Annotated in this window: 23 protein-coding genes and 1 tRNA gene; 12 read left to right on the top strand and 12 right to left on the bottom strand. The window is 66.7% G+C overall.

Going from position 1 to position 19,889, the window contains the following annotated elements; genetic code table 11:
- Positions 1-72 precede the first annotated feature (72 nt).
- Together ACTMSW_RS11330 and ACTMSW_RS11325 are read left to right on the top strand one after the other, a co-directional pair.
- Positions 73-375, top strand: a complete 303-nt coding sequence (locus tag ACTMSW_RS11330; protein WP_441180490.1) for a DUF1877 family protein — start codon at positions 73-75, stop codon at positions 373-375.
- Positions 315-566 (top strand): DUF1877 family protein, encoded by a 252-nt coding sequence (locus ACTMSW_RS11325; RefSeq protein WP_441180644.1) that lies wholly within the window; start codon positions 315-317, stop codon positions 564-566. The genes ACTMSW_RS11330 and ACTMSW_RS11325 overlap by 61 nt, the downstream gene beginning before the upstream one ends.
- A 197-nt stretch (positions 567-763) precedes the next feature.
- On the opposite strand, the gene ACTMSW_RS11320 is transcribed toward ACTMSW_RS11325, so the two are convergent.
- Both ACTMSW_RS11320 and ACTMSW_RS11315 read right to left on the bottom strand, forming a co-directional pair.
- The gene (locus ACTMSW_RS11320) at positions 764-1,126 is read right to left on the bottom strand and encodes a hypothetical protein (RefSeq protein WP_441180489.1); all 363 of its coding nucleotides are present in this window, start codon (positions 1,124-1,126) and stop codon (positions 764-766) included.
- 83 nt (positions 1,127-1,209) lie between these two features.
- Complete coding sequence (locus tag ACTMSW_RS11315; RefSeq protein WP_441180488.1) at positions 1,210-1,719, bottom strand: hypothetical protein; 510 nt, start codon at positions 1,717-1,719, stop codon at positions 1,210-1,212.
- 266 nt (positions 1,720-1,985) lie between these two features.
- Here ACTMSW_RS11315 and ACTMSW_RS11310 point away from each other — a divergent pair, with 266 nt between their 5' ends.
- Entirely contained in the window at positions 1,986-2,705 is a 720-nt protein-coding gene (locus ACTMSW_RS11310; protein WP_441180487.1) for a VOC family protein, read from the top strand.
- A 164-nt stretch (positions 2,706-2,869) separates the two neighbouring features.
- Here the strand turns inward: ACTMSW_RS11310 and ACTMSW_RS11305 are convergent, their stop codons facing one another.
- Positions 2,870-3,355, bottom strand: coding sequence for a hypothetical protein (locus tag ACTMSW_RS11305; RefSeq protein ID WP_441180486.1), 486 nt, complete (start codon positions 3,353-3,355; stop codon positions 2,870-2,872).
- A 1,823-nt stretch (positions 3,356-5,178) separates the two neighbouring features.
- Here ACTMSW_RS11305 and ACTMSW_RS11300 point away from each other — a divergent pair.
- The 4 genes from ACTMSW_RS11300 (at position 5,179) to ACTMSW_RS11285 (ending at position 7,642) form a co-directional block, all read left to right on the top strand.
- The gene (locus tag ACTMSW_RS11300; RefSeq protein WP_441180485.1) at positions 5,179-5,538 is read left to right on the top strand and encodes a hypothetical protein; all 360 of its coding nucleotides are present in this window, start codon (positions 5,179-5,181) and stop codon (positions 5,536-5,538) included.
- A gap of 10 nt (positions 5,539-5,548) precedes the next feature.
- The gene (locus tag ACTMSW_RS11295; RefSeq protein WP_441180484.1) at positions 5,549-6,643 is read left to right on the top strand and encodes a hypothetical protein; all 1,095 of its coding nucleotides are present in this window, start codon (positions 5,549-5,551) and stop codon (positions 6,641-6,643) included.
- A 5-nt stretch (positions 6,644-6,648) separates the two neighbouring features.
- Complete coding sequence (locus tag ACTMSW_RS11290) at positions 6,649-6,909, top strand: hypothetical protein (RefSeq protein ID WP_441180483.1); 261 nt, start codon at positions 6,649-6,651, stop codon at positions 6,907-6,909.
- Between the two features lie 214 nt (positions 6,910-7,123).
- Positions 7,124-7,642, top strand: coding sequence for a hypothetical protein (locus ACTMSW_RS11285; protein WP_441180482.1), 519 nt, complete (start codon positions 7,124-7,126; stop codon positions 7,640-7,642).
- A gap of 156 nt (positions 7,643-7,798) precedes the next feature.
- Here ACTMSW_RS11285 and ACTMSW_RS11280 read toward each other — a convergent pair whose 3' ends face one another.
- Positions 7,799-8,011 carry an ankyrin repeat domain-containing protein gene (locus ACTMSW_RS11280; RefSeq protein WP_441180643.1) on the bottom strand — a complete coding sequence of 71 codons (213 nt, stop codon included), beginning with the start codon at positions 8,009-8,011 and terminating at the stop codon, positions 7,799-7,801.
- Between the two features lie 483 nt (positions 8,012-8,494).
- Here ACTMSW_RS11280 and ACTMSW_RS11275 point away from each other — a divergent pair, with 483 nt between their 5' ends.
- Positions 8,495-9,037, top strand: coding sequence for a DUF2321 domain-containing protein (locus tag ACTMSW_RS11275; protein WP_441180481.1), 543 nt, complete (start codon positions 8,495-8,497; stop codon positions 9,035-9,037).
- A gap of 634 nt (positions 9,038-9,671) precedes the next feature.
- Here the strand turns inward: ACTMSW_RS11275 and ACTMSW_RS11270 are convergent.
- On the bottom strand, positions 9,672-10,874 hold the full coding sequence (locus tag ACTMSW_RS11270; protein WP_441180480.1) for a helix-turn-helix domain-containing protein: 1,203 nt from the start codon (positions 10,872-10,874) through the stop codon (positions 9,672-9,674).
- Positions 10,861-11,184, bottom strand: coding sequence for a hypothetical protein (locus ACTMSW_RS11265; RefSeq protein ID WP_441180479.1), 324 nt, complete (start codon positions 11,182-11,184; stop codon positions 10,861-10,863). The genes ACTMSW_RS11270 and ACTMSW_RS11265 overlap by 14 nt, the downstream gene beginning before the upstream one ends.
- On the opposite strand from ACTMSW_RS11265, the gene ACTMSW_RS11260 reads away from it, so the two are divergent.
- Positions 11,183-11,932, top strand: coding sequence for a helix-turn-helix domain-containing protein (locus ACTMSW_RS11260; RefSeq protein WP_441180478.1), 750 nt, complete (start codon positions 11,183-11,185; stop codon positions 11,930-11,932). The genes ACTMSW_RS11265 and ACTMSW_RS11260 overlap by 2 nt on opposite strands.
- A 369-nt stretch (positions 11,933-12,301) precedes the next feature.
- On the opposite strand, the gene ACTMSW_RS11255 is transcribed toward ACTMSW_RS11260, so the two are convergent.
- The 4 genes from ACTMSW_RS11255 to ACTMSW_RS11240 all read right to left on the bottom strand — a co-directional run bounded on the left by ACTMSW_RS11255 (position 12,302) and on the right by ACTMSW_RS11240 (position 14,925).
- Positions 12,302-12,892, bottom strand: coding sequence for a hypothetical protein (locus tag ACTMSW_RS11255; RefSeq protein WP_441180477.1), 591 nt, complete (start codon positions 12,890-12,892; stop codon positions 12,302-12,304).
- 934 nt (positions 12,893-13,826) lie between these two features.
- Positions 13,827-14,018, bottom strand: a complete 192-nt coding sequence (locus ACTMSW_RS11250) for a hypothetical protein (RefSeq protein ID WP_441180476.1) — start codon at positions 14,016-14,018, stop codon at positions 13,827-13,829.
- A gap of 100 nt (positions 14,019-14,118) precedes the next feature.
- Positions 14,119-14,394 (bottom strand): hypothetical protein, encoded by a 276-nt coding sequence (locus ACTMSW_RS11245; RefSeq protein WP_441180475.1) that lies wholly within the window; start codon positions 14,392-14,394, stop codon positions 14,119-14,121.
- A 78-nt stretch (positions 14,395-14,472) separates the two neighbouring features.
- The gene (locus tag ACTMSW_RS11240; protein WP_441180474.1) at positions 14,473-14,925 is read right to left on the bottom strand and encodes a hypothetical protein; all 453 of its coding nucleotides are present in this window, start codon (positions 14,923-14,925) and stop codon (positions 14,473-14,475) included.
- 1,135 nt (positions 14,926-16,060) lie between these two features.
- Here ACTMSW_RS11240 and ACTMSW_RS11235 point away from each other — a divergent pair.
- The 3 genes from ACTMSW_RS11235 to ACTMSW_RS11225 are packed head-to-tail and all read left to right on the top strand — an operon-like array spanning position 16,061 to position 19,043.
- Positions 16,061-17,629, top strand: a complete 1,569-nt coding sequence (locus ACTMSW_RS11235; RefSeq protein WP_441180642.1) for a replication initiator — start codon at positions 16,061-16,063, stop codon at positions 17,627-17,629.
- The gene (locus ACTMSW_RS11230; RefSeq protein WP_441180473.1) at positions 17,626-17,823 is read left to right on the top strand and encodes an excisionase family DNA-binding protein; all 198 of its coding nucleotides are present in this window, start codon (positions 17,626-17,628) and stop codon (positions 17,821-17,823) included. The genes ACTMSW_RS11235 and ACTMSW_RS11230 overlap by 4 nt, the downstream gene beginning before the upstream one ends.
- Entirely contained in the window at positions 17,823-19,043 is a 1,221-nt protein-coding gene (locus ACTMSW_RS11225; protein ID WP_441180472.1) for a tyrosine-type recombinase/integrase, read from the top strand. Before ACTMSW_RS11230 ends, ACTMSW_RS11225 begins: the two co-directional genes overlap by 1 nt.
- Positions 19,044-19,120: 77 nt before the next feature.
- On the opposite strand, the gene ACTMSW_RS11220 is transcribed toward ACTMSW_RS11225, so the two are convergent.
- Together ACTMSW_RS11220 and ACTMSW_RS11215 are read right to left on the bottom strand one after the other, a co-directional pair.
- Positions 19,121-19,192 (bottom strand) — tRNA-Val (locus ACTMSW_RS11220).
- Between the two features lie 52 nt (positions 19,193-19,244).
- Positions 19,245-19,814, bottom strand: coding sequence for a TIGR02611 family protein (locus ACTMSW_RS11215; protein WP_441180471.1), 570 nt, complete (start codon positions 19,812-19,814; stop codon positions 19,245-19,247).
- Between the last annotated feature and the right edge of the window lie 75 nt (positions 19,815-19,889).

Raw genomic sequence — 19,889 nt, 5'->3', positions numbered from 1 at the left:
CATCGGTGACCATCGACGCCTCGTTCACGGCGGCATGTGAGGATGCCGGGCAACCCGCAGAGGAGGATGATCATGGGCAGTCTGGGCGTGCACTTCGCGATCAACGAGGACATGGCGGCGAGGCTGTTTGCGGCAAAGGATGATGACGTCGTGATCGATCTGATCGAGGAGGTCGAAGAGGAAACAACCGGCGTTGATCACTGCGATACCGACAAGGCGTGGGACGCGATCCACCGCAGCCTGACGGACGGCCTCCTTGGTGACAACAACGGCGACCACCCGCTCAACGCCGTCACACTCTTGGCGGTCGCCAACTGCACAAGGGCGAGGAGTACATCGTCAGCCTCCTCACACCGGAGCAGGTATGCGACGTAGCCAAGGCCCTGACCACGGTGTCACGCGAGAGGCTCCGAGCGGGATACGAGGGAATCGACGTCGCCGACTACGGACCCGAGTTCGGCGACGAAGACTTCGAATACACGTGGGAGAACTTCACCGGCGTCATCGCCTTCTTCGCACGCGCCGCCCAGGCCGGCAGACACGTCGTCTTCACCGTCGACCAGTAGACGGCGCCTGTAGCAGGCAGCCGGTTCCTAGACTCCGCTCCGACAGCGGCACGAGTGCATGTCGATCTTAGATGCGGAGCGGGCGCCCGCGTCGCCGAGATGTAGGTGGCTGTGGCCGGGGCCGATTCGACGGTCAGCGCGAATGAGGGGCTGCTGAAAAATTGGCGGCGGTCGCGGCTGTCGTCGCCTACGTGGGCTTACAGGATGTGCAGCAGGTTGTGGGTCGCGGCGAAGTGGTGGTCGTCGCGTGGTGGTGTCCGCCCGAGCAGGTGTTCGGCCGCGCGGTTGCGGCGTTCGCTTCCGAGGCCGAGGCCAACATGGGTCAGGGTGGGATGGCTGGTAAATGGGATGATCGCCTCGACCGGTAGCGACGACTGGGTGACCCAGAGGTCCTGGAGTCGAGGGACGGCGGCGAGCCCATGAAGGGCGTTGGGCTGGCGTAGGCGCCGCATGCCGTCGAGGTCGACGCGGAGCAGCGCGGTGCTGGGACTGAAGTCGGGAAGCTGATCGATGCCCAGGGCGTTCAGGATCAGCCATTGCAGCGCGGGTAGGTGTGTCACCGGTTCGAGGTTGGTGAGTCGACGGACGTTGCGAACCGCGAGGTAGCTCAGGGTCGGGATCTGGGTGAGCCATTCAGCGTCGGTCAGGGAGCCGAGGGTAAGTGACAGCGACTGCAGGTGCGGCAGTGTGACGATCGGAAGGATTCGGTCGACCGGATTCTCCACAGGGCAAGGCCCTGCAGGATGGGGTTGCTGTGGAGCAGGTCCGCAAGGCCACGGTGAAGTGTTGCGATCCTGAGCTCACGCAGGTTCCGGAACCCGGTGGCCGGGGTGAGGTCGAGCGGTTTGCGGGTCTCACCGACGTCGAGGACCTCGACGTCGGCGTCCAGTTGGTGCAGTGGGGTCAGGTCGGTCAGGTGGAGCAGGCCGGCCACGCTGAGGCGGCGAAGGTGCGGAAGCCAGCGCAGGAACCGCAGCGTGGACAATTCGGTATCGGAGCCATATGCGCGCAGGGTGACGGACGGATGCTCCACCAGGATCGCGGCGAGCGTACGGTAGTCCGCATCGGAGAGCGGCGCCTGGAACTGCACCCTTGTAGCCGTGTCGAGCCCGGCCCGCAGCCGCGGCACGTCGACCGGACTCGACACCTCCATCGGACCCCCCACAGCCACTGATCTTCCGTCTGCGGTCGCCGCCCTCCAACTCGAAGCGGCGGCGATCTTCTACCCGAGCGCCCGACCATGCTAAGCGGCAGATCCGGGCGCCTGATCTTGGCGAGACATATGGCAGGCAGGAAGCGGCCGCCGATGGCTCGGCTAGGCAGCGTTGCGTCCTGGGTCATCGGCCGATCGGATGAACGAAGGCGATGATCGGCTACTTCCATGTGCGACGGACACCCTGCGACGCTTAGGAAGGAGGCATGACCAACGAGGTGACCGTTCCCCTGCTGCCGTGCGCATCCATCGACGACATCGAAACCTTCTACGGAGTTCTCGGTTTCCGCACCACGTACAAGCAACGCAAGCCCAACGCGTGTGTGGGGGTGCAGCGGGAAGACCTGCATCTGCAGTTCTTCGAGATCGCCGGATTTGACCCGGAGCAGTCCTATGGCTCCTGTCTCGTACTCACCGCGGACATCGAGGGACTACATCGGGCATTCGCAGCCGGCATGCGCGCCGCGTACGGCAAGGTACTGGTGTCCGGAACGCCGCGGATGACCCGGCCTAGGGCGCGGAAGAACGCCGACGGGTTGGGCGGATTCAGCGTCATCGACCCGGGCGGCAACTGGATCCGCGTCTTTCGGGACCCCGCCAAGGCGCCCATGCCGGCCGCCACGCCTGCCGGGCGGCTGGCCAAGGCCCTAGCGAATGCTGTCGTGCAGGCCGATTCCAGGGGAAGCGTCGGACAGGCCGTTCGGATCCTCGACAGCGCGTTGGCCCGCCCGCAAGCCGACGACGACCCGGTCGAGCAGGTAGAGGTCCTGGTCTACCGCGCCGAACTCGCGATGGTGCTGCACGATCCAAAGACTGCGGCCGAGATGCTGGCCCGCGCCCAGTCCGTCACGCTCACGGAAGACGAATCCGAAAGGGCGGCACCCGCGTTCGACAACGCCGCCGAACTCGCAGCAGCACTGCGGTGACTCACCATACGAACGCCTTCCTCACCTCGGCATGTGCGGATGCTGGCCGATTGGCAACCGGGAGCACCATGGCCGAGGTCTTCGGGATCGCCGAAGAGCTCATCGTGCCGGAGGTGCAGGTCGGGGGGCACAGGCCCAGCGGGCTGCCGGTGCGAAAGTGCCCGCTACACCAGGTCGCGAGCGACCTGCGCGCCCAGCCACAGCGCCGCGGCGGCATGAGGAACGGTGTTGAGCGGAGTGAGCCGCTGCCTTCCGGTGAGCGCGAACTGATCGTCAAGTTCAATGCGGATCGAGTTCAGCCTCTTGCCGTCGATATCGTCGCGGTCGTCCTCAAACTCCCAGTTCAGATTGAATCCGTGCCGGCGGCACTTGAGCTCCGCTCCGCTCACTAGCTCATCGAACCAGCCGGGCTGACGAACCAGCACGAGCACATACACCTCGGGGCGGAGGGTGAGCAGCGGCACCGAGATGCCGGTATACCTGATCTCGACCGCCGGTCGTTCCCCCAGAGGTCCGGGCTGAGTGGCGTTGAGCAGGCGCTGGATCGGCCAGATGCCGCCGAGTGCATCGCGAAGGTCCCGGCTGTCGTAGGCCAAGTCGTCGTACCCGAACAGCTCCTCGGCGAACTCGCGAAGGAAGGCTCGTTTCACCGAGTACTCCGAGCGCTCACTGCCGTACCGGGAGCTGGTCGGCGCGAGAATTCCGGAGGGAAAGACATGCTGAAAGCCCGGATGGGTCTTGACGTCCCCGGATCTCCGGCTCAACAGCGCGCTGTACCCCTGCACTGGAGCAACGAGTCCGGTCAGGTACGCCTGTGGCGGGTGGGCCGTCGTCGTCTCGCCTGGCGCCCCCGGTTTCCCCAGCCCGCGCTTCAAGGCGCGGATGGAGGACCCTTCGAGATCATCGCGCTAGCCATCCTCCTGGTTCTGACTATCGGCTACCTGCTCAACTGGCTTGCCGCGCTGCTTGCCACCGCGGTGGTATGGCCGTACCGGGCAATGTCCGGCCGCTGGCCGGTCGTGGCCTACCCGCTTCCATCCCACCTCGGAGAGGATGGCCAGAGCCGCGACCGTCTGCATCGGCAACGGGTAAAGGACCGCCAAGCAGCACTTGCGCTTACTCGTCAATGGGCGAGGGACATCGAACAGCTCGGCCGCCCCCAGGGGCCGGGGGAAGGCGACGCTCTCCACCAGTAGAGCGGACTCTCTTCACAACCCCTCGTTTGTAAGCTCTGTGCGTCATCCGCACGCGTCCAGCAACGGCTGCGCTTGGAGTCTCGTCTTCTGTGTCAGGGCTCGTCATCGCGCTGCCGTATAACGACGTTGCTGACGACAGCCGTAGCAGTCCGGGCGGACCCCGAGATCACCGCGACATCGACTGATCTCAGAGATGCTTGGCCGGACTCCCCTACACGATCAGTCGATACCAACCTACCGACGCTGGTCAGCACACTCGAACACGTGACTACGCCTACGCCGAGCGCAGAGCGACCACATCCGACCTATCCGACCAACCGGGTTTCGGCCCTTCACTGCCCCCGCAGAGCAGGCCGCAGGTGAGACAGATCCTGAGGTGGATTCACGATCATGCTGCGGTATCGACCGTGATCCTCGCCGTCCTCTCACTCCTTGTGACTGTGGCCGCCCTTGGGCGGGACACCTTCAACCTGACCTTCCCCCGTCAAGCTCCCGGCAATGCCACTACGGTACCGACAGCACCGGCTGGCACAGAAGGCTCGCCAACTCCCCGAACCTCCCCTCCTGAGGGCGCGTTCCCCCCGCCGACAACAACGTCCGCGAGCGGCACAGCACCTCACCCGGCGGGGCCGAACGGCCCGAGCGGCACCGCGCCTGCAGCGACGTTTCACCTGTCGGGTCTAGAGTGGACAAGCTCCGGCCGGACCGGCCCGGACACAGCACGGACCAATTCCGAGGTCCGGTTGTCCTTCGACACGAAGCCGCTGGCACCGAACGAGGTTTCGTGGACATGCGTGGACTCTCAAGGCAAAGATGTCCTAACGGCACCGATGAGGGAATGCGTGCTACCTCGAAGGTCAGCAACAGCAGGCAGCCACACGATCAAGATCACCGTAACCGACAAGCTGACCGGCTACACCCAGTCAGACAGCGTCACCTTCACCCTGACGCCAGAATAGGGATGCGTACGTCCTTGTTTGAATGGTGATCTACGCATTACGAGTCGGCTGCGACCCTGGTTCACCGCTTGGGACTCGCGCCCACCTGACGACCCGGTCCGCCATCGTCCGTCAAGCTCGCTGGCTTGGCTGCTCACTTGGCTGCGCTGCCCGCAACCGCGCGTGATGCTCACTCAGCACGTAGATCGCCGCTGTCAGCCTGGCCCGATGGTGCCTTTGACTCTCGGCTAGGGCGTTCTTGACGGGTCGCGGCGTGGGACGATCGACTGTGTTACTCAGGGCAGCGACGCTGTAACCGTCGTTGGTATCTTCTGCAGCATGAGTGGGAGCCAGAGGTCTGGTAGCCGCAAGAGGCGACGGCAGGTCAGCGAGGAGGAGCGCGCTGCTGCGGTGGAGGACTACCGTGAGTCGGTCGCTGGCTTGCAGCACACGGCTTACCGGAACCTGCGGCAGACCGTCGCCTACGCGACCATCTTCGTCGCGGTCATGGCTACCTGGTTGATGGTCATCGGTGAGGCCACGCCGACGAGCTTCGTCTGGTACGCGGTGTCGATCCTCGGTGGCGCGTTCGGCCTGGCAACCTACTTCGTCCGGGAGCCGCGTCCACGGCTCTACGTTCTCGCCGTCGCCGTCGTCCTGGCCGTGGTAGGCGTGACCGGCATCTTCCTCGCGGACTAGGCGGTCACCGATGACGCTATCGGTGGAACCGGAAGCGCTGATCGGCTTCGCCCGCCAGGTCGATCGCTCGGCGGCCGACGTGTGGGAGATCCGCGCCTACCTCTTCCGTCACGCCGAAGTGGCCACCGGGGGCGAGCAGATCCGGATCGCCAAAGCCGCACACGAGCAAGCGGTGGCGGTCATCAGCGGCACCCTCAACCGGCTTGCCTGCCTCCTGGAGAACTCCGCCCCCGAATTGCGGGCCTCCGCCGGCTACTACCGCGCCGCCGACCTGGCCAACGCCGACCGCCTCGACCGCACCCTCCCGGCAGCGGTCGATCGGTGCATCACCCCGCTGGAGCTGGAGCTGGCGAACAACCCGTGCGCTCCGGCCAACTTCGTCGACGTCCGAGACGTTCGTGGCCATCTCGACACCCCCGGAGACCCGGACAAGCCCGCGAACGCGCTGGGCTGGATGGACTACATAAGCCCCGCGAACTGGCTCAACGAGGTCTTTGACCGCGTCTTCGGTTTCGACCCCATCGGCAAGCTACAAAGCGAGGTCTCCGGAGACTGGGAAGCCCTGGCCAAGATGGGGCCAGTCGTCGGCAACGTCGGTGGCGCCCTGCACGACCTGGCCTACAACGTCCAGTCCGGCACCACCACCCTGCGCCCCTTCTGGCGAGGGATCGCCGGTGACGGCGCGTTCCGCTACTTCACCACGACCGCGAACGCCACCTCCGACCTCCGCGCCCCCCTGGCTGCCATCAGCACGGCATACCGAGAGATGTCCGACGCGGTCTGGTCCGCCGGGGAAGCCCTCGGAGGTGTCGTCAAGAGCCTCATCGACGCCGCCATCATCACCGGGGTCGCCGCTGCCGCCGGCACCGTCACCGCGTACACCGCCGTCGGCCCGGCCGTCGGCTACGGTCTCGCCGCCGCCGAAGTCGCCAACATGTTTCGGCTCTGGGGTGAGGCGACCAAACTCTGCCAGCAGATCGCCGCCGCTGTCCTCACCTTCCGCGCCATCCTGACCCGCGAACTCAGCGACCTCGACACCGTCGCCCTCCCCGCACTCCCCGACGGCGGTCGCTACGACCACCCCCTCGCCGGCATGAAGGCGTAACCACCATGAACCACCTCGACGACATCACCAGCGGCAACGAACACCGAACCCAAGCCCTGCACCGGGTCCTGGACCAGCTCGCCCGCAGCAACAACCCGCTACTCAGCGAGATGGCCAACGCAGTCCAAGACGGACAACTCACCCTCCGCCAAGCAGCAACCACCGAGCCCTACGGCACCGAACTAGCCGCACCCTTCCAAACCTTCTGGAACACCTACCAGGAGATGACCCCCGAGGAGCGGGACGACCTCACCTCCCGCCCCTGAATGCTCGGGTGACGTCTCGCTTACAAGTTCTGGGCATGTCGTCCGGCGGGGCCCGTCCGCGTCTGCGACCTCGGGCAACTGTCCGCGCTCGGCCACCGCTGACTGCTCTCGTCCCGGCCGGTTGCTGTCGTCGTTGCTGTCGTCGTTGCTGTCGACAGCTACCCGCTGGCAAGCGCCTGCGGCCTTGCTTGCTGACCCGTGACAGGGTGGAGACATGGCCGAGTGGACCGATGTTGTGGGCGCTATCGCGGATGTTGGCACCGTGAGCATTGCCGTAGTGGCGGCAACCGTGGCATGGCATCAAGTCAAGGAGGCGCGCCGCCTACGCATCGAGCAGGCATCTCCCTACATCGTCGTCGACCTACAAAGCAACCCGACAAGTCACAAGTTCGTCGACCTGGTCATTCTGAACACAGGAAAAACGACAGCCCGGAACATTAGGTTCAGTTTTACGCCGGAATTGCAGAGCACCCTCTACCCTCATGCGGCAGAACCAAGACGAATCTCCGAATATCCGGTCCTCAGGGACGGGATACCTAATCTGCCACCAAGCGGAGAGTTTCGGTTCCTATTCGAATTCGTTGTTGAGCACTACCAGAAGCGCGAAGAACTTCCGGCCAAGTACGAGGTGATAGTGAAGTTCGACGACGCTCGCGGTCGGCCATGCGACCCGCTCACATACTCCCTGGACCTATCCTTGCGCTGGAGTCTGCTACGACTTGGAAATAAATAGCGGATCTTTGTGCCGACACGTCTACTACAAACCGACACTTGACCCCCAGGCAACCAACACGGCTCGCTGACCTGGGACGGTTGGAGCGTCTAGCAGCGTCAATAGTCCACCGATGTCCGTGGTCGTTCCTCGCCGATCGCACCGGTCGTCACCCAATTAGTCACCCGGGCTGGCCGGCACATGATCGCGGCTCCAGGCCGTAAGCAGCTCCACGGCAAGCCAGTGCCCATTGGCGAGTGCGTAGTCCAAAGGCGTGCGGCCTTCGCGATCGACGGCGTCAGGGCTTGCGCCTCGGGCCAGCAAGAGGGCCGTGATGTCCACATGCAGACGCCCTCCAGACTGGAGGGCACCATCGCCCTCTACGTCCACGGCATGATGCAGCAGAGTCATACCCTGCTCGCTGGGATCCTCGACAGCAGCTCCACCGTCTAGAAGCTGCCGCAGGCGGGGGAGGTCTTCCATCTCTACGGCGTGGTGAGTCGGGGTCACCCCGTCAACCTAGGGCCTTCACACTCCGGCCCAACAGCCAGACGTTGAAGCGGAACTAAGAGCCGCTACGCCCCTACCAGCGCGAATGGCCATCCACACCTGCTCACGCGGCGTCTCGGGCTGCCACCGTTGCTCGCTGGTTGACGACGTTTCACGCTGTCTTGTGCCCCCTGTGTGCCCCACGCCGCCAGCAGCGGGCAAGCCGCACTTGCCCTCGGCGAGCAGTGCTCGGTGGCTCCACCGAGACGCGAGCTTGGTCAACCCTATGCAACGCCTGGATACTCGGGTGGCTATATGTGGCTTGCGGCCCACCGACCCTGTCGCCAGCGTGGCCTAGCCTTGTACGCATGACGTACAGCAAGTGTGGACACGCAAGGGTTCTGGCGAGGTGGTGGCCCGAGTAACGACGACTACCGTGCCGCGAGCGTCTGCCGCCGTGGTCATGCCCACTCGTCCAACCTCAGCGAGCCGCTCGCAGATCCCGGCCGCTGCCCCGAATGCGGCGCGGACATCCTGACCGCGTGTCGTCACTGCGGTCTGCGCATACGTGGTACAAGCCGCTCGCGCGTTCTCCGTCCAGGCATCAGCCTCTCACCGGACTACTCGCCGCCGAGCTTCTGTGACGGCTGTGGCGACCCTCACCCATGGGCCTCACGGCAGGCGCGAATCTTTCAGCTAGAGAACCTGCTCGACGAAGAAGACATCGACGAGGCTGCGCGGCTGGTGGTCACCGAGCATCTACGGCAACTCCAGGAGTTGACCCCGGACGACGACCCGGAGCGCGAGCAGGGGCTGTGGAAGTCGGTCAGTCGGCACGCCCCTGGGCTGTTCGCAGGTGCTGGCAAGCAGATCCTGACCTCGGTCATCGACCTCACGACGCGGCGGGCAATCGGCATGGACTCCTGACGATTTTCAACGTCGGCCCTGTATGCGCCAGTCACCGCGCTGTCAGCTTGGGAATCGCGTTGATTAGCACCCTGGGTAGTTGTGCCGGCCAGCAGACAGGCACGGAGCGTTCAAGTCGACGCCGTAGAGGTGCCGGTGCTGGCTGGCGTTGACCGCTATATCGGGCACGCATCGGGCACGCCGACCGCTTCGGTGTGAGCTGGTCTCGACGCGAAGTCTCCGAGTACGGTCACGCCCGTGGACCTTCGATCTCGGCGAGCTGCCAGCAAGCGTGTACTTGGAACCATGGCAATAGCCGCGGGTCTCCTGGCCTCCGTGCTCACCATGGCGAGCGACTCCGGGCAGGCCGAAACTCATGTCATTGCGGGCCTTCTTGTCCTGACGGGGATCGGGCTGCGCATTGAGGCTGCGATCATCGACACTCAGGGTTAGGAGCTTGACCCGGCGCGTCAGGTACGCCGAGACGATGGGCCGGAACTGACCGCTTCTGTGTGAACTCTCGGCGAGCGGGTCGGATCGGGCTTGATGCGAGGTCAGACGGCCTGCTGGCGCGCTTCTAGGCTCGGTTCGGTTGGCACGGCTGCTGTACTTCGCTGCTGTACTTCCCGGCCCGCAGAAATGGGACTGCCACCGTTCAACCCACCCCAAGGATGGCGGCGAGCTGCGTGATCGTGGTCGGTGCGCGCGGGTCACGGGCAACCTCGGCGAGAACATCCCGGGCGGCGGGTCGGTACATGATCTCGGCCGGTGCGGTGTGCTCGAGCTCGATCAGCAGTCGGGCAGCGTTGCTCGCATCGTCGGCGCGCAGGTAGGCACGTGCGACGTTGAGCAGGTGCGCGGCGCGGTGTTCGGCGGGCAGCCACCGCCAGCCGGCCCGCTTAGTGGCCTTCTCGTGCCAAACGACCGCATCACGGGCGTCGCCGGCTTCGACGGCTACGGCGGTGCGAGCCAGGTCGACGGCGGTGGGTCCGAACGCTGTGCGGTGATGGTCGCACCCGTCGCCGACCCGCTCTGCCATGCTGGCGGCCTCGTCGATCAGCTCGCTGGCGGCGGCCTCGTTCCCGTCTTGTGCCGCTGCCAAGGCAGCTTGGATGAGCAGGGTCCCGCATAGGGACAACTCCGCCGGTGTGCCGTGATCGACCACGGGCGGGGCGATTCTGTACGCGGCGGTGAGCATCACCGACGTCGCCTCCCGCGCCCGTCGCGACGCGCGCAACACCTGACCGAGCTGTACGGCTGCGGCGGCCACCAGGTCCCGGTCACCAGTGGCGGCGAGCATCGACCGGTCAGTGGCCAGCCACGCCAGCCCGGCGTCTCCGAGTTTGACCAGCAGAGCGGCGGTGATCCGGTACGCCTCCACCAGCGGCACCCGACCCGACACAGGGGCTTGGGCATGGGTGCGCTGCGCGTTGGTGAGCAGATCCGGAGCCAGGTCGATCACCTGTTGGTAGCGGGCGAACTGGAACGTCGTCCACGCGTATCCCACGTCCCGCAGCATCCGGTCCACGGGCAACACCGGCCGGCGACCCGCCGGCTTGCCTAACGGGATCTCGTACCGGGACAGCGCCGCCCTGATCCGGTGGACGCCCTCGACGCGATTGGTCGCCTCTACCGGCTCGGCGTCCCGGCCCACCAGAACGGCGGTGTCGATGCGGAGCACGCGGGCGATCTCCTGGAGCGTCGACAGCTTGTCCAGCGACCGAACGCCCCGTTCGACCTTGTCGACCCAGCTCTTCGACTTGCCGAGCCGGTCGGCGAAGACCTGCTGCGACAGCTTTCGTCGACCCCGCCAGTACGCAACCCGCCGCCCAACCGGCAACAGCTCAACGCTGCCCATGACGCCACCGCCGATCCGGCATCGCCCGCGTGGTCTCCTCCGCCGGTATTCGATCCGCCTCCGCCTCGGCGAGAAGCCGCCGCTTGGCCGCTTCTCGCTCGGCCGCCTGGATCTGCTCGCCCCGGCTCACCGCCGGCTCGTCGCCATTGCCGGGCATCCCCACCTCCGTCAGCAGAAGCACGGCGGCGCGCTCGGCCGTCGCAGGTCCACACTGACGTCCGGATGTCACCGACTGCGACGGCACAAGACACGACAACCCGACCACATTGCCGACGACATTTAGGCGACACAGCGCTATCGTGGCGGTCATGGCTGCCCCCAACACCGCCCTGCGCGCCGTCCGCACCGGGATGCGCATGAGCCAAGACGACTTCGCTCGCGCGCTCCAGGCCGCCGGCCACCGCGTCGGCGAGCCCAACGACGCCAACAAGAGACTCGTTCAGCGATGGGAGTCCGGCACGATCACTGCGCCGCGCCCCGTCTACGCCCGCGCCCTGGAGGTCGTCACCGGCCTACCCATCTCGCTGCTCGGCTTCGCCGCGGTGCCCGTCGGGCACGTCGCCGGCGACGAATACGGCGGCCATGACCTGACCTCTCCCATGTCTAGCCTGGCCACGCCGACACCAACGTCTAAGCCCGCCACGGTCCACAGCTCATACGAAGGCGTGTGGCTCAGCCGCTACCAGTACTACTCCAGCGGCCGGGGCGACTCCTTCGCCGGGCAGCACTTCGTGGTTCTGCTTCAGCACGGCGATCGACTGACCGCGCGCAGCCTGCCCGGCTCGGCGGCATCGTCTCTCTCGCTGGACCTGACCGTGGATGGTGCCGTTGTCACCGGCACGTGGGTGGAGCAGACCGACCCGGCCGGCTACTACCGGGCTGCCCGGTATCACGGTGCAATCCAACTCATCGCCGAGCCCACCGGCCGACGGATGGCCGGGAAGTGGATTGGCTTCGGCAAGGACATGGACGTGAACACCGGCCCGTGGGAGCTCGTCTTCCGCGACGCATCAACCTCCAAGGCGACGCTCGATCGCTACAACACGTCCGCGACGTAGTGCGCTGACGCCCTGGAGCCTTCGACCCCTCGCTTGTAACCGCTGTGCGTCGCGTCCGCACGCGTCCGGCAACGGCTGCACGCTCGGAGCTTCGTCCGTGCCAGCACCCGTTAGTGTGCCGCCGTCCGGCGGCGTTGCTGTCAGCGTTGCTGTCGACAGCCCTTCCGCCGGCGGCCCGGCACAAACCCCGGTGGCGGAGCCTGGTCATGGTCGTCGGACAGTGCCAACGGGTGTCGTCCTGTGTGCGGCGCCTAATGCTGTCGCCGCTCCTTCCTTCGTGATCCGTTGCGCGGCAGAGCACTCGCTGACTTTCTGCTGACTTGGCCTCGCGGTTGAGGGTTTCTGATGTTGATCGGCTCCCAGGACGAGCTAAGCGATCGCCCTCGGCCCGGTCGTGCCCGTCACCCGCCACCCAGTGCCAGGTTTGTTCTGGACGACGTAGGTCAACCACGTAGCGCCATTGCAGGCGACGAAGCCGTTGACGGCGACCCGCGCCTCGCGGTCGTCACCGTCGACCGTGCCGAGAGTGATCAAGATGCCGCCGTCCCGGACTTGATGGCAGCCGTGCCTCGTCTCGATCACGGTATCCCGGTCGGCGATGAACACCACACGAGCCATTCCCGACAGCGCAGCCGTGACATCGTCCTGGGCGTTCGACGCGATGGGAGTGGCCCGCTCATGCCCTCCGACAGGATCTCCAGCGTCCGGATGGGCATGGTCGAGCACGTAGACCGACTTGAAGGCTTGCCCAGGGAAGGAGTTCTCAGCCGGCGTACTGAGGTAACTGCGCAACACCTGCACATAGACTTCGGACTCCTTCACACCAGCCGGCCAATCCCCTGCCGGCGCTCCTTCCGGTGGTGTGGTGCCCGCTGGGGTATTGCGGGCGCAGCCCGCGGTGCCCACCGCCGCAGCGGCGAGCACTCCAGCAACAATCGCGATGACAAGCCTGCGCCGCATCGAGCACCCTCCGAGCCGTTACCTGGATTGCCGCCAGGGCTATGACGGGCGTTGTCCCATCACGGTTCCCGATATGCCACCTAACCAACTGGACGAGCAATCACCCATCGCTTCCCCGGGCAGCAGCCCTTCAGGATCACTGATCCAGGCTGTCGCCCCAGCCTGCGCAGGTCGTCGCACGACCACCCCGAGGGCCGGATACCGGGTACAAGCCGCTCGTTCCGCCGACGCCTCCGACCGCCGACGCCGTGCTGCACGCACGGCTTGGCGCTGAGGACTACCAGCCTTAGCCGCCAGTTCACCAACTACAGGTAAGGCGGTCCCGGCCGACCTGATCATCGCGCCGAATACGCCCTGTCACCTGGGCAGACGCCGTCACCAGTGGTCGTCGTTGGTTGCTCGCGATCGGCCTCCGGCGGCCTAGTGACGGCCTGGGCGTGGCCCTCGTCAACCACCGGGCGGATCAGCGGCCAGCCGGCTTGATCGGTCCTCGTTTGGGCCCGGCGGGATACGGCGACGGCGATGAACTCAAGTTCCTCGTCGACACCCTGGTGGAGATCTGCTTGACTCTGCCGCATGAGTTGGCGGCCTCTGGTATGGCGAGCCTTCGTCGTGGCGGCCTGGAGCAGTTGGCTCGTCTGGGGTGTCGCAATCTGGCAAGGCTGGGCCAACCACCTCCCTTTCGGGATCATCGCCTCAGGCGCGCTCGCCTTGATGAGCACCCTTGCATTGCGTCGTGCGAAAAGACGTTCCCGACAGAACGCTGACGGACCCATCCCTGCCGAGCGCAGAGGGACAACAACTCCGCGACCTTGACCCCCAGGCAACCATCAGCCGGTCTCTACCTGCGTCATCACGCTCAAGACCTGACGTCTAACGTCCACGGTCGTCCAGGGCTGTTCGCCGTTGGACGTCCTGATCGTCACCCAGTTAGTCACTCACCGCCGGGTCCCGTCGGGTGTTCCGCTCGGCGTTCCTCGTTGAGATTGCGGCGCAGGAGACGGATGAAGCCGCGCCGCTCACGGTCGGAAGCCGTGACCAGGGCTAGCAGCGCATCGGCTCCGTTCTGGTCCATGTAGCAACGCCAGTGGACCAGCTTCGGCGAGGTACGACGAAGGTCCTCCACGAACGGCACCCACCAGCAGACACCGCCTCCTACAACCTCCACAGCTGGCCCGTCAGGTTCGACATCAGCTCCGCACCTCTGGCAGTTGCCCATCGGTCCATCATTGCCGAGCGCTGACAGCCGACGCCCGTCGGTCAGGGGTGACACCGCCACCTTCGAAGGTGCCGAGCATCAGCTTGGGAATCGGGTTGGTTTGCAGTCCCTGGAGGTGGTGTTGACTGGTGGCAAAGTCATGGCCGCCGCCTTGGAGCTGTGCGACGAGCCGCTGTTGGCTGATGTTGACCGCTGTGTCGGGCACGCTACGGGCACGGATCGCGGCGGCTTTCGTATGGGTGGGTGGTCCGGCGGGATTCGAATCCGCATCCTCCGTCGTCACGCCGGCGCTCTACCCATTGAGCGACGGCTACCCGCCGATCACGCTACCGCTTGGCCTCTTGTCCCTCGGGCAGTGCATCTAGCGGGCGGGTGAGACACCGGGCGACGCCTCCGGACAGGTGTCGAGGAGCGGCTGCCAAGTGTTGTTCAACTCCGCCATGGCCGATGCCCGCCCATCGGCGATCGCGTTGAGGGCATCGGCTGCCCGGTTTAGAGCTGTTTCTAGCTCCGGGTTACTCGCGTGGGCTGCGACTGGACGAAGGTCACGAGCCCACGCCTGAAAGTAGGCCACTTTCGCCGCGCTTGCTGCGCCTGGCTTACCGTTTCCTTTGTAGTCCGCTTCCACCGCCTGTACGTAGGCGAGCCGCTCAGGAGAATCGCCGTTCGAGTAACGGTCGAAGACCTTGCGGAAGTCGCTACAGACCTGCGCTGTGTTGTCAACCGGGTCCGGGGCACCCACCGATGATGTGCCGCAGCCGGCTGGGAACAACCCGAGGACCATCACAGCAGGCGTCACAAGCCAGCGGCGCATCGCACCCACCCTCTCGAAGATCGGACACAGGCCAGCCGACGTCAGTCAGCACGGCCACGGACAGGATCGATGGCGCGATCTAGAGGCATCCTGGTTGTTTGTTCGCCGTCAAGCCTTTCTTGACGGCGAAGGAGGGCGGCGAGCGGCGCGACGAGGTCGTGGTGGGGGTGCGGCGCGCGCATCACGGGCAGGCCCCCGCCTGCCGGCAACGCCGGCCCGAGGGGTCGCAGAGGCTCCGGGGTCAAGGACGGCCCGCAGGGCCGTCGCGCAGCGATGCGAAGCACCCTTGAGGCCGGAGGGGCGGCCCCGCATCCTCCGCGCCGCACCCCCATGACGGCCGGCCGCAAGTCGCCCTGCGGCGCGGCGGTGCGGGGGCCGCCGCGCCCCGGTCGGCTGCCGGCCCCCGAACGTCCATCGGCTTCGTCGCTGCCGTCTGTGGCGGCCCTCCGGGCTTCCCGCTCTCCGCGCCAGCCGCCGGGCGTGTTGCGTTGCCGGAGCGGAGCGGAGCGGCAGCGAAGTGCAGGCCGCGCGCCCTGGCGGCGGCGCGTGCGGCCCGTCAAGGGCCGCCTTGATAGATGTACAGAAAGTCCTCCCACACCCGCCGGCAGCCGGCCGGTCTGCCAGGGGCTGCGGGGTCACGACGGGTTGACGTGTCGGCACCCGGTGCTACTCTGGCGCCCGTCGAGCACGCTAGCGCGGCCTTCCTGCCGGATCGCTGGACTCGACGTCGGAGATGCCGAGCGACCTTCCTGCCGCTGAGGCGGGCCACGTCCCGCCGGCTCTCGATCGCACCGGCCGCTGTGCCGGTCCCCTGAATCCGCTGAGCGGCCCAGTACGGCCTTCCCTGCCGTCCACGATGGCCCGGATTCGCCCACCTCCACGGGTGGGGCAGCCTGCGGCAACCCGCCCGATGCCGGCATTCCAGGCTCCCCGCCCGTGCCGTCCCACTCGTCAGGTCCATGAGCGCGAAAGGACATGACTCATCGGCGGAACGTGGCACCACCACGACTCCGCCCTCCGGCGTCAGCCGCCCTCCCGGCGGTGCCAGGAGACACGACGAACACCGCCAGCGGACCGATGTCCACGGCTGGTGGTGCTTCGTCTCCCGTCACTGACACCACCTGAGGAGGAAGTCCTGTCCACCCCGCTCGACCTGTACCGGCCCGGCCTCGCCGAGGGCCGTGACGCCCAAGCCGTGCACCGCGCTGCCATGCCCGGGTTCTCCGGCTGGCTGGAGCACTCGGCTCCTGCGGGCGGCTGCGCCCACCCGATCCGCCTTACTGGCACCATCGCCGCCGTTGACGCTGACAGCGGCAGAATCCTGCGCGAGCAGCACACTGACGAGCTGCCCGACCAGGCGCTCTACAAGGCGTGCGGCAACCGCCGCGAAGTCCAGTGCCCCGACTGCGCCTGGGTCTATGCCGGGGACGCCTACCAGGTGGTGCGCTCCGGCCTGACCGGCGGCAAAGGCGTCCCGGCCTCGGTCGGCCGGCACCCGGTCGTCTTCGCCACCCTCACCGCCCCGTCCTTCGGCGCAGTCCACCACCGGCACGTCCCGCGCCACACCTGCACCAGCCGGCGGCGCTGCGACTGCCGCCCCGCCCCCTGCCGTGCCCGCAGCACCGCCGGCACCTGCCCGCACGGGCAGCCCGCAATGTGCTTCGCCCGCCACGAGGCCGACGATCCGCGGCTCGGGCGGCCGCTGTGCCTGGACTGCTACGACCACGACCACCAGGTGCTTTGGAACTACTTCTCCGGCGAGCTGTGGCGGCGCACCAAGCAGGCCATCGAACGCCACCTCGCCGCCCTTTGCCGGAAGCGCGGTATCCCCCTCGTCCGGGTCGTCACCGCCTCCGGCAAGGTCCGCTGGGTGCCGCCCGTTCGGGTGTCCCACGGCAAGGTCACCGAGATGCAACGCCGCGCCGCTGTCCACTTCCACATCCTGCTGCGCCTCGATGGCGTCGACCCCGACGACCCCGACGCCCTCGTGCGGCCACCGGACGGCCTCACCATCGACGATCTGGAGGCAGCCGCCGACGCCGCCGCTCGCAAGATCACCGTCACCACACCGGAGCACCCAGACCGGCCGCAGGGCTGGCTGGTCGCCTGGGGCGAGCAGGTCGACGTCCGCCGCATCAACGCCACCGGCGGAGAGCTGACCGACAGCAAGGTCGCCGCCTACCTCGCCAAATACGCCACTAAGGCCACCGAAGCCACCGGTCATTGCTCCACCCGCCTCACCCCCGCCACCATCGATGACTACGCCGACCCCGAAGGCGACCACCTCGCCCGCCTCATCGACGCCTGCTGGCGACTCGGCCGCCCCACCCACGACGCCACTACCAGCGGCGCCGCAACCGCCGACGAGCGTCAAGGCAGGCTTGACACCAAACCCAACGCCTACGCCGGCCTACGTCGGTGGACCCACATGCTCGGCTTCGGTGGCCACTTCCTCACCAAAGCCCGTCGCTACTCGGTCACCTTCGGCCAGCTCCGCGACATCCGCGCCACCCATCGTCGAACCGAGGACGGCGAGAACTCCGACACCGTGATGGTGGGCGTTCTCAGCTACGCCGGGGCCGGTTGGCTCACCGAAGGTGACGCACTCCTGGCCAACACCGCCGCTAGGCAGCGACGCGAGAGCAGACGCGTCGGCCGGGAGGAACTCGCCTACGAAGCCTGGCTCACCAGAGCCGCCGCATGACCCACGACCTCCGACCCCGCTGGTACTCCCCCGCCGAGGTCGCCGTCCTGCTCGGCTTCGGCATCTCCAAGGTCAAGATGAAGATCGCCACCGGCGAACTGCGCTCCATCAAGGACGGCAAGTACCGCCGCATCCTCCCCGAATGGGTCGACGACTACATCCGCGAACAAGTCAAACGCCAGGAGGCCGCCTGATGCCCGCACGCGCACGAGCCAACGGCGAAGGCTCCATCTTCCCCTACCGCAACGGCTACGCCGCCTACGTCTGGGTCACCAAGCCAGACGGCCGACGGACCCGCAAGTACGTTTACGGCAAGACACGGGAGGCCGTCCACGACAAGTGGATCAAGTTGCACCAGCAGGCGAAGCAGGGACCGGTAGCAACGAGCGTCCCCACGGTCGGCAGCTTCCTCACCTACTGGCTGGCCGAGATCATCCAGCCGAACCGGGCACCCTTGACCTACGCGACCTACGAGACGTTCGTCCGCCGCTATATCGCCCCCGGCCTCGGCAGCAAGCGGCTCGACCGGCTGCAGTCCCGGGACGTGCAGACCTGGATCAACCAGGTGGCCCGCACCTGCCAGTGCTGCGCCCAGGGCAAGGACGCCGCCCGCAGGAAGGACAAACGGCGCTGCTGCGCGGTCGGCCGCTGCTGCCAGGCCGTCCCGTCGACGCGCACGGTCAGCGACATCCGGGCCGCCCTACGAGCTGCCCTCACTCACGCCCAAGCCGAAGACCTCATCACCAAGAACCCGGCCGTACCGGTCACCCTGGCCACGGTCCGCCGGCGGCGGGGCAAGTCATGGTCGAGCGACGAGGCCCGCAAGTTCCTCGAATCCGCCAGAGCAGACGACGACCCGCTCTACGCCGCCTATGCCCTGGTCCTCGTCACCGGCCTACGCAAGGGCGAGGCCCTCGGACTGACGTGGAAAGACGTCGACCTCGACGCCGGAGAGCTGACCATCGGCCGCCAACTACAACGCGTACGCGGGCAGCTTCTGCACCGCGACACCAAGACCCAGGCGTCCGACGCCACCCTCCCCCTGCCCGACATCTGCCTGACAGCGCTCAAGCTGCGAAGCGAACAACGCGACGAGGCACGAGCAGCCGCCGGAAAGGCATGGCACGAAACCGACCTCGTCTTCACCACCCGCTATGGCACACCGATCGAGCCGCGCAACTTCCAGCGCTCCTGGCAGACGAGGTGCGAGAAAGCGGGCGTCAAGCCGATCACCGTTCATGACGCAAGAAGGACCTGCGCCACGCTCCTGGCCGACCTCGACGTCCACCCCAGAGTCGCCATGCAGGTGCTGAGGCACGCCCGCTTCTCCGTGACGATGGAGATCTACACCCAGGTATCGACGAAGGCGACCAGAGACGCACTCAAGCGCCTTGGCGATTCTCTCGGCCGCTGACGCCGTTGCTGTACTTAGCTGCTGTACGCAAGCAGAAAGGCCACCTCCCGAAGCCGGGAAGTGGCCTTTGACCTGCGTGGGCGATACTGGGATCGAACCAGTGACCTCTTCGGTGTGAACGAAGCGCTCTCCCGCTGAGCTAATCGCCCTCAGCGCCGATGACTCTACCTGATCGTGCGACCGGACCAAAAACCCGGGGCCTCAGTTCGTCGCCAGGTACTTCAGTGCCTGCGCCACCAGGTCGATGCCGAGGCTGTACTTCAGCGACAGCCACACGACGACCGACACGAACACCAGCCCGACCGCCCCCAGCACGAACCGCACGCCGAGTGACTGTCGGGTCACCCACTGCGTCCAGCCGTGCACGTGTCGTCGGGTGAAGGCGAGCAGCCGGCGGGCCCAGTGGAACTCGACGGCCCAGATGCCGAGGCCGGCGATCACCAGCAGCCACCCGGGCCCGGGCAGTGGGATCAGCGCGATGCCGATGGTCACCACGAGGGCGCCGGCGATGCCGATGAAGATCTTGAGAGCCACCCGGCCGGTGGGATTGGCGCGGATCAACTCGAGGGTGGTCGACACCCGCTGCCGCCAGCGTGGACGGCTGCGCCGTTCCGCCACGGCAAGGCCACCCCCCTGCTCCTGGACCGGCCGTCCGGGCCGGCCCTGCTGCTCCTTCGGCACCCCGTACCCCCGCTTTTCGGCTGAGCGGACCGCGACGTTCGGTGGTCCCGGCGCGGTCGTCCTCTCCAATGAGGATCGCTTCGTCACCATTTCCACTCCCAGTGTGGCGCGCGCCCGTCACTGCAACGGTCGACTGGACGTTACCGGAGTAAGTCGTCGACTGAG

Origin of the sequence: Micromonospora sp. BQ11 (assembly GCF_052068135.1) — a bacterium.
Lineage (GTDB): Bacteria > Actinomycetota > Actinomycetes > Mycobacteriales > Micromonosporaceae > Micromonospora.
The sequence above is the reverse complement of the archived record's forward strand: the minus strand, read 5'-3'. Positions and strand labels throughout refer to the sequence as shown.